General features: G+C 77.7%; 1 protein-coding gene. It reads right to left on the bottom strand.

Annotation, left to right across the window (positions count from 1 at the left end; translation table 11 throughout):
* Window positions 1-1,443, bottom strand: a 1,443-nt coding sequence (locus HMPREF3086_RS04540; protein ID WP_168169050.1) for an ATP-dependent helicase, incomplete at both ends; no start/stop codon positions are given.

Raw genomic sequence — 1,443 nt, 5'->3', positions numbered from 1 at the left:
CGGTCGGGGGTGTCGGGCGTGAGCGGCGCGTCCGTGGAGGGTTCGGTGGCGCCGAACCACGTGCGGGGGTCCGCCTCCCCCACCCCGGCGTCGCGGAGGCCGGCGAGCAGGCCGGCCGCATGGCGCGCGTCGGCGGGGTCTGTCGACGGGTCGTGAAGCGCGGCCCGGAGATCCACCGCCAGATGCGGCAGGGAGAACACGGTGGGCGCGTGGCGGGACGGACCCACCGGGGCGCCGGGGGACGCGACCGCCGTGGCGGTGGTCGCCAGGTCGGCGATCTCGTCGATGAAGCGGGAGGGGGCGACGTCGCCCTCCTCGGGCGACTCCACGGCGGTGACGAGCAGGTGCTCGCTGGCGCGGGAGCACGCGACGTAGAACAGGCGGCGCTCCTCGGCCGACCGGGCGGCCGCGGAGGACACGGCCCGCTCCGCCTCTGACGGCACCGGTCCGTCCCCGGCGATCTCCGTCAGGTCGACCAGCTCGTCGACTCCCAGCAGGCCGGACCGGCGGCGGGGCGCAGGCCAGACACCGTCCTGGACGCCGCACACCGCGACCGCACGCCACTGACGGCCCACCGCGGCGTGCGCGGACAGCACGCTCACCGCGCCCCCCCGTGCGCGTGTGTCGGCGCGCCGGGGCGCGGGCAGGTCCTCGCCGGAGACGACGTCGCAGAACAGTCCCACGGAGCCTCCGGGGACCCGGTCCACGAAGTCGGCGGCGTGGTCGAACAGGGACACGACCGCGTCGAGCGACCGGTCCGCGGATCGCGACCAGGGATCGGCGGCCACCGCCTGCCGGACGAGGCGGCGCTCCAGCCGGGAGGCCGTCCACGCGGCCCAGAGGACCTCCTCGGCGGTCCCTCCCGCCCGCAGCTCGGCCTGCACGGCCCGGCGCGCGCGGCGGACCCGGGTGACGGGGGCGAGCTCGACGGCGGTGAGCCCGGGCGGGAGATCGTCCTCGTCCGCCAGGACGAGACGCCGCAGGGTCTCGGCGCTGGGTTCTGTCCCGCCGATCCCCGAGCGGCGCAGTCCGCGACGGAGACGACGCATGGCCACGGCGTCCGCGCGGCCGATCGGCCCCGACAGGAGCGCCAGGACCCGCTCGGCGTCGCTGCCGTCGGCGCCCTCGAGCGCCGAGCGCACCAACAGCAACAGAGCCGAGGCGACGGGGTCGTGGGCCGGCGGGATCTCGGCGCCGGCGTCGACCACCGGGACGCCGGCGGCGTCGAGCGCGGCCAGCAGGGCGTCGGCCACACGCGGCAGCGAGCGGGTCACCACTGCCATCTCGCCGTAGTCGATACCGTCCAGGACGTGCCGGCGGCGCAGGAAGTCGGCGACGACGGCGGCCTCCGAGGCGGCCGACCCGGCCACGCCGACGCCCACCTTCCCGTCCGGTCCACCGTGCGCCTCACTGGGGTGCGCCTCGCGGGGCCGGTGGCGGGCG

Origin of the sequence: Dietzia sp. HMSC21D01, assembly GCF_001815995.1 — a bacterium.
GTDB lineage: Bacteria > Actinomycetota > Actinomycetes > Mycobacteriales > Mycobacteriaceae > Dietzia > Dietzia cinnamea.
The sequence above is the reverse complement of the archived record's forward strand: the minus strand, read 5'-3'. Positions and strand labels throughout refer to the sequence as shown.